Below are 6,404 nucleotides of genomic sequence, written 5' to 3'. Positions count from 1 at the left end.
TTACTCTGTTCTGGTCTTATGGTCGCTCTACAGACTGACACCGCAAGTCCTGCGGCCAAAATGTTTTTACTGGCGTTAATATCTCGGTCATGGTGAGTCCCACAGTCTGGACAGTCCCATTCTCGAACATTTAACGGCATTTTCTCAGCTAATCCCGTGATTGAGGGATTGTTATCCTTATCCCCCAGCGAATCTAGCCGTTTATTAATCGAATCCGCCCGCGAGGAGCTATTTGAGCGTTTTCACGATATAACCCCCCAGTAGATGGGAGCGCCAGAGCAGTAACCAGTCAACAGTCAACAGTCAACAATGAAATATGATTTGCCGATCACTGATGACTGGTTACTGATCACTGATCACTGAATTTACCGTTTAGCGGCAACAATGGCAAAAACGGTGGTATGGGGATCGTCTTTTAAAGTCACCCCTTCTGGCATTTTCAAATCACCCACGAGCAGGGATTGCCCCACACCGATCTCCGAAACATCAAATTCGATCACTTCCGGGATATTATCGGCAATACAGGAGACATTAACTTCGTTGACGAACTGTTCGATTAAACCGCCCTGTTTAGTTCCGATCGCTTCTCCCATGGCTTTAATCGGAACAACGATATCGAGCTTACCGTGGGCAGATACTGAGAAGAAACTGAGGTGATAGAGATTTCTTTTCCAAGGATGAGATTGTACCTCTTGGATCAAAGCTTTTCCCGTCCAGGGCATTTCGGGAACATTCACATCCACCAAGGTATTATTTACCGAGGCCTTTTTGAGCAGGGTTAAGGCCGCTTTTTCTCCCACCACGAGGGAAACCGATTCCGTGCCGCTGTGGCCGTAGAGAACCGCCGGGATCAAACCCTGACGACGTAGGGCCCTGGGGTTAATATTTTCGGGTCTTTTTTGACATTCAACGCTAACTTGCATAGTTGACTAATCCTCTTTGGCAATGATTTAAAATTCGTAATTATCCCAAGGCGAGCCATTTTCGTCCAAAAGAGCGCGTTTTGGCCCGTGAATGGGGTCTTCAACGATAATAGTTTGGTCGCGACTAGCTCCTAGGGAGATAATCGCGATCGGTACTTCCATGATCGCCCCCAGGAATTTTAGATAATCGAGGGCCTGTTTGGGCAGGTCTTCCAGACTGCGACAATCACTGGTGGGTTGTTGCCACCCCGGCATCGTTCGGTAAATCGGTTGACAACGGGCGAATTCCCCGGCACTGCTGGGTAAATGGCGACAGGTTTGGCCGTCCAATTGGTAGGCGACACAGACTTTGATTTCCTCTAGGGTATCGAGAACATCTAACTTGGTGATCGCTAGACAGTCTAAACCATTGATTCGCACCGCGTAACGACCGATAACCGCATCAAACCAACCGCAACGACGACGACGGCCGGTGGTGGTCCCGAATTCCGCCCCACGATCGCACAATAACTGCTCGATCTCCCCCTCTAATTCCGTGGGAAATGGACCTTCGCCTACCCTAGTGGTGTAAGCTTTAGCCACACCGATCACTCGATCGATTACCGTCGGACCGATGCCAGAACCCACACAAGCACCGCCGGCGATCGGATTGGAGGAGGTAACGTAGGGATAGGTTCCGTGATCGAGGTCGAGTAAGGTTCCTTGGGCCCCTTCAAAGAGAATATTCTGACGCTTGCGGATTGCTTCGTAGATTTTTAAGGAACTATCGACCACATGGGGACGCAGTTTCTCGGCATATTCTAGATATTCCTCGATCACCGTCTTCGCATCTAAAGGCGGTAAGTTATATAACTTTTCTAAAATGACGTTTTTATAATTGATCGTCCATTCTAGTTTTTGCCGCAGATTCTCGGTATTCATCAAGTCGATGACTCGAATGCCGATGCGCTCGGATTTGTCGGCATAGGTGGGGCCGATACCCCTTCCCGTGGTGCCGATTTTATATTTACCCCGTTTTTCCTCGGATGCTTGATCGAGCAGCCGATGATAGGGCATAGTGACATGAGCCGTTTGCGAGATATAGAGATTGTCGGTGGTGACATTGAGGGCGTGTAATTGCGCCATCTCTTTGAGTAACACCGAGGGATCTATGACTGTTCCCGAGCCGATTATACATTCCGTATCTGGGTAGAGAATCCCAGAGGGAATTAGATGGAGTTTGAACGTTTGATCCTCGACGACGACGGTATGACCCGCATTTACGCCACCTTGAGAACGCACCACTACATCCGCCGATCGACTCAGCAGATCCGTGATTTTTCCTTTTCCTTCGTCGCCCCACTGAGCGCCGATTACAATAACGTTAGCCAAGGTATTTTAGTCTAGCTAAAGTTCACACAAACTACTATTATCCCTCTTGGCGAATACAACTGTCAAGTTATCTCTCTTAGCTAATTGTAGGGAGAAGGCGAGGGTAAAACTCGCCTATTTTCAGGGTTTATTGACCTTCCCGACTGATTTGACGCTCGATAGTTTCGATAGCGGCATTTAATCCCGCTAGACGGGTTTCGAGGTCATCGCGCATCCATTTGAGGAATGTTAATTTACGCTCTTGACATTCTTGGCGGGAAGTGCTGCCACAAGTGTTGAAGAAGAAGGGAAACATAGACTAAGGGGCCTGCTATAACTCTACGTCTCCTATCTTGACGAAAATTTTCAAAAAAGTCTAATCGTTAAGTCGCCATAATAACCACAGACCTAACCCAAAACCGAAAAAATTAGGCAGCCAGGCAGCTAGGAAGGGGGAGAGGGTGGCGGTTAGTCCCAAGCTACCCACTAAGAAGTTGAAAAGATAATAGAGAAAAACAATAGCGACACTGAGACCGAAACTGGTTCCCCGACCGATTCTTTGCGGTAGAGAACCCAAGGCACAACCTATGGTAGCAAAGACGATACAGACAAAGGGAAAGGCGATTTTTTGCTGGATTCGCACTTGAAAAAACCTGACTCTCTTATCATCGCCACTGAGTTTGAGCAGTTGTACATATTCGATCGCCTGTGGTATGTTCATCTCGTAGGGATCGCGGCTTTGACGAGCAAAATCGAAAGCGGAGCGAGATAAAGCGATTTTTTCGGCTTTAAAGGGGATAACTTGGCTATAGGAGGCGTTAGGGGGGGTTAATTCATAGATAATGCCGTTAAAAAAGTCCCAGACGTTATCGACGGCATTCCAACGGGCCGAATCGGCGATAATAATTTGATTTAATTCTTGTTTTAGCCAACGGATAACGGTGACGGTTTTCATCTTTTCCCCGTCAAATTGTTCGGCATAAAATAAACTTCTTAAATTGCGATTAATCGCACCATTTTCTAGGGTTTTTATTTCATAATCGGGATAATAAAAATCTTTATTTTTCCAAAAACTTGCTTCTTTATTAATTTTCTGCACTAAAATTTCTGTGGCTCGATAATTAGCATTGGGAACCACATATTCATTTAATAAAAATGTCACAACTGTAACTATTAAACTCAGGCAAAAAGTGGGTATAAAAAGACGATAAAGAGTGACTCCACAGCTTTGCAGGGCAACGGTTTCACTATCACTACTTAAACGACCGTAGGTGATTAAAGTGGCCAGCAAAAGAGAAACTGGTAGGGAATAAGTGACAAATTCTGGCACTTTTAACAGGAGAATTTCTAGGGCCGAAGCGAGGGGTAGATTCGCATCAACTACCTGATTAGCTAAATCGGAAAGATTCCCGATCGCTACTCCCAAAGAGGCAAATAAACCAACACTAAATAAAAATGGGGGTAGTAGTTGGCTGATCAGATAGCGATCAATGAGGGCAATACCTCTATTTACCCAGTAAGAAATCTTTTTCTTAATCATTGATTTTGGTTAACTCACTCCTATTTCATCCCATTTCCTAACCCGCAGCCGTCTTGCTTACACCTTCGGTTAGCCTATCATATTTTGTCTTTGACGAAAAACACCGCCGGAAGTTGTATGATTGCGGGGAGAGTGGACATAAGTAAGGATTTGGGCAAGTGTAGATAAGTAGTGGTGCAAAATTAATTTCTTGGTTAGGATAGGCAAAAGGCAAGAGGCACTCATGCAAGAGGTGGTTAGATATGTGTAATTAATTTTTCCTAGGTACTTAATTTTTCTGTTCCTATTCCCCGATCATCCCGAGGTGAATTATGCTGCTAAACTGGCAAACTTTTACTATTCATAAACGAGTACCTTTAAGGATTAGTCGCGGCACTACCAGCGAAAATACTAATATCTGGCTGAAAATTAGCGAGGAAAATATCGAAGGTTGGGGAGAGGCATCCCCTTTTGATATTACCAGCGAGGAGAAAAACCCCGATAAAATCCTGCAAGAATTAAACTCGATCGCTCCTATTTTACAATCTTTTCACCCCTGTCAACGCCAAGAAATTGAGAAAATTTTATGGCAAAATCAGATATCTTCGGCTACTCGTGCCGCTATTGATATGGCACTGCACGACTGGTTAGGCAAAAAAGCTCATTTACCTCTCTGGCAAATTTTTGGACTCGATCGCTCTTTGATTCCGCCAGTTTCTGTTACTATCGGTTTAAATTCTCCAGAAAATGTGCAGAAAAGGCTGTTAGATTGGCTAGAAATCGGCGATTTTAGCTTATTAAAAGTCAAATTAGGCTCACCGGACGGTATAGAAGCCGATCGAGCCATAATTCTGGCCATTAAAGAAATTGTCCCCCATTTGCCCCTAACTGTCGATGCTAATGGTGGTTGGCAATTTAGCGATGCGGTGAAAATGTGCCAATGGTTAGAGGAAAAAGGCGTTATTTATGTGGAACAACCCCTATCCGTCGGACAAGAACGAGATTTAATTGATTTATACCAAAAATCGCCCCTACCTATCTTCGTCGATGAAAGCTGTTTTTCTAGTCAAGATATCCTGAAACTGGCCGATCGAGTCCACGGCATTAATATTAAACTAATGAAAGCCGGTGGATTAGCCGAAGTGCAGAGAATGATTCATGTTGCCCAAGCTTGCCGACTGCAAATTATGTTCGGATGTTACTCTGATAGCAGTTTAGCCAATACTGCCCTAGCACATCTTGGCCCGCTTGTCAACTATCTTGACCTAGATAGTCATTTAAATTTACGCGATGATCCCTTCACGGGATTAAGCTTAGAAAAGGGACGTTTACAACCAAATAATTCACCCGGTTTGGGTGTTAGTTTACGGATAAAAGATGACTAATTATTTGACTCCTGACAAGAAAGTAGCGATTCTTCTCCACGAAGGAATCAAAGGAACTCGCGGCAAAACCGGATTAAGTTATCTGCGTTACGGGAAAGCGCAGGTAGTGGCGATTATTGACGCAGAAAGCGCCGGCAGCACCTTAAAAGAAGTGGCCGGAATCGATCGCCCCTTGCCGATTGTTGCTAGTGTTAAGGAAGCTTTAACCTATCATCCCGATACTCTGTTAATTGGCATCGCACCCTCAGGAGGCATTTTACCCCCCCATTGGCTAGAAGAAATTAAAGAGGGGGTAAATGCGGGGTTATCCCTCGTTAATGGTCTCCATACACCCCTAAAACCCCTTTTTCCTCAGCTTAAACCGGATCAATGGATTTGGGATATCCGTCTGGAACCCCAAGACTTAAAAATTGGGCAAGCGCGGGCGAAAAATTTAACCTGTCAGCGTATTTTAACCGTAGGCACGGATATGAGTGTGGGCAAAATGTCCACTAGCATCGAATTACATCGGGCAGCCCAAGAAAAAGGGCTAAAATCGCAATTTTTAGCCACTGGACAGGGGGGAATTATGATCGCAGGGAAAGGTGTACCCTTGGATGCAGTGCGCGTTGATTATGCCACTGGTGCGATCGAGGCTTTGGTGTTAGAATCGGCGGAAAATAACGATATTTTGTTTATTGAGGGTCAAGGCTCGCTATTACACCCCGGTTCGACTGCTACCTTGCCCTTAATGCGTGGCAGTCAACCAACGGGGTTAATTCTCGTCCATCGCGCCGGACAAATTCATATCAAGGATTTACCCGATATTCTCATCCCTCCCCTAACAGAAGTGATTAAACTCTACGAAATGACTGCCAGCGCCGGGGGAAGTTTCGGGGAGGTGAAGGTAAAAGGGATTAGTTTAAATACTTTTCATCTTAGTCCGGAGGCGGCAGTTAAAGCTATAGAAACTGTGCAGGAGGAAACGGGGTTATTTTGTACCGATGTTGTCCGTTTTGGCGGTCAAGGGTTATTATCAGTGATCAGTAAACAGTAATCAGTAATCAGTGAGCAGTGATTACACCAACCACAGTCGATGGTGCTGCGTTAAGCTTTTCCGCATTTAAGTTACATTGACAGCATTACCCTTATTTTTAAGTTTTCTACTCCATTTAATAATCAATCCCCCTTCATTTAAAAGCTGATTGACTACTTTTTCGAGTTCTTCTTTATTTTCAAATTCTCGAT

6 protein-coding genes and 2 pseudogenes are annotated in these 6,404 nt (G+C 45.0%); 2 read left to right on the top strand and 6 right to left on the bottom strand.

Annotation, left to right across the window (positions count from 1 at the left end; translation table 11 throughout):
• The 5 genes and pseudogenes from IM322_RS08000 to IM322_RS07980 form a co-directional block, all read right to left on the bottom strand.
• Positions 1–152, bottom strand: a pseudogene (locus IM322_RS08000) (zinc ribbon domain-containing protein); the annotation flags it as partial.
• 213 nt (positions 153–365) lie between these two features.
• Complete coding sequence (locus IM322_RS07995) at positions 366–923, bottom strand: 50S ribosomal protein L25/general stress protein Ctc (protein WP_286826373.1); 558 nt, start codon at positions 921–923, stop codon at positions 366–368.
• Positions 924–950: 27 nt separating this feature from the next.
• The gene (locus IM322_RS07990) at positions 951–2,294 is read right to left on the bottom strand and encodes an adenylosuccinate synthase (protein ID WP_287676121.1); all 1,344 of its coding nucleotides are present in this window, start codon (positions 2,292–2,294) and stop codon (positions 951–953) included.
• Positions 2,295–2,421: 127 nt separating this feature from the next.
• Positions 2,422–2,589, bottom strand: a complete 168-nt coding sequence (locus IM322_RS07985) for a hypothetical protein (RefSeq protein ID WP_002759244.1) — start codon at positions 2,587–2,589, stop codon at positions 2,422–2,424.
• Positions 2,590–2,649: 60 nt separating this feature from the next.
• Positions 2,650–3,813, bottom strand: a complete 1,164-nt coding sequence (locus IM322_RS07980) for an LptF/LptG family permease (protein ID WP_287676120.1) — start codon at positions 3,811–3,813, stop codon at positions 2,650–2,652.
• Between the two features lie 311 nt (positions 3,814–4,124).
• On the opposite strand from IM322_RS07980, the gene IM322_RS07975 reads away from it, so the two are divergent.
• Positions 4,125–5,177: a dipeptide epimerase gene (locus IM322_RS07975; RefSeq protein ID WP_287676118.1), complete on the top strand. Its 1,053-nt coding sequence runs from the start codon at positions 4,125–4,127 to the stop codon at positions 5,175–5,177.
• Positions 5,170–6,213, top strand: coding sequence for an N-acetyltransferase DgcN family protein (locus IM322_RS07970; RefSeq protein ID WP_287676117.1), 1,044 nt, complete (start codon positions 5,170–5,172; stop codon positions 6,211–6,213). Before IM322_RS07975 ends, IM322_RS07970 begins: the two co-directional genes overlap by 8 nt.
• A 66-nt stretch (positions 6,214–6,279) precedes the next feature.
• Here IM322_RS07970 and IM322_RS07965 read toward each other — a convergent pair.
• A pseudogene (locus IM322_RS07965) lies at positions 6,280–6,404 on the bottom strand (IS630 family transposase); the annotation flags it as partial.

Source organism: Microcystis sp. M109S1, from assembly GCF_020247025.1.
Taxonomy (GTDB): Bacteria; Cyanobacteriota; Cyanobacteriia; order Cyanobacteriales; family Microcystaceae; genus Microcystis.
Note: the sequence above shows the minus strand (reverse complement) of the source record. Positions and strands in the feature narration are given on the sequence as shown.

What these genes read in the sequence shown, in the direction of transcription:
- IM322_RS07995 (WP_286826373.1), bottom strand. Translation starts at nt 923, where the DNA reads ATGCAAGTTAGCGTTGAATGTCAAAAAAGACCCGAAAATATTAACCCC.
- IM322_RS07985 (WP_002759244.1), bottom strand. Translation starts at nt 2,589, where the DNA reads ATGTTTCCCTTCTTCTTCAACACTTGTGGCAGCACTTCCCGCCAAGAA.
- IM322_RS07980 (WP_287676120.1), bottom strand. Translation starts at nt 3,813, where the DNA reads ATGATTAAGAAAAAGATTTCTTACTGGGTAAATAGAGGTATTGCCCTC.
- IM322_RS07975 (WP_287676118.1), top strand. Translation starts at nt 4,125, where the DNA reads ATGCTGCTAAACTGGCAAACTTTTACTATTCATAAACGAGTACCTTTA.
- IM322_RS07970 (WP_287676117.1), top strand. Translation starts at nt 5,170, where the DNA reads ATGACTAATTATTTGACTCCTGACAAGAAAGTAGCGATTCTTCTCCAC.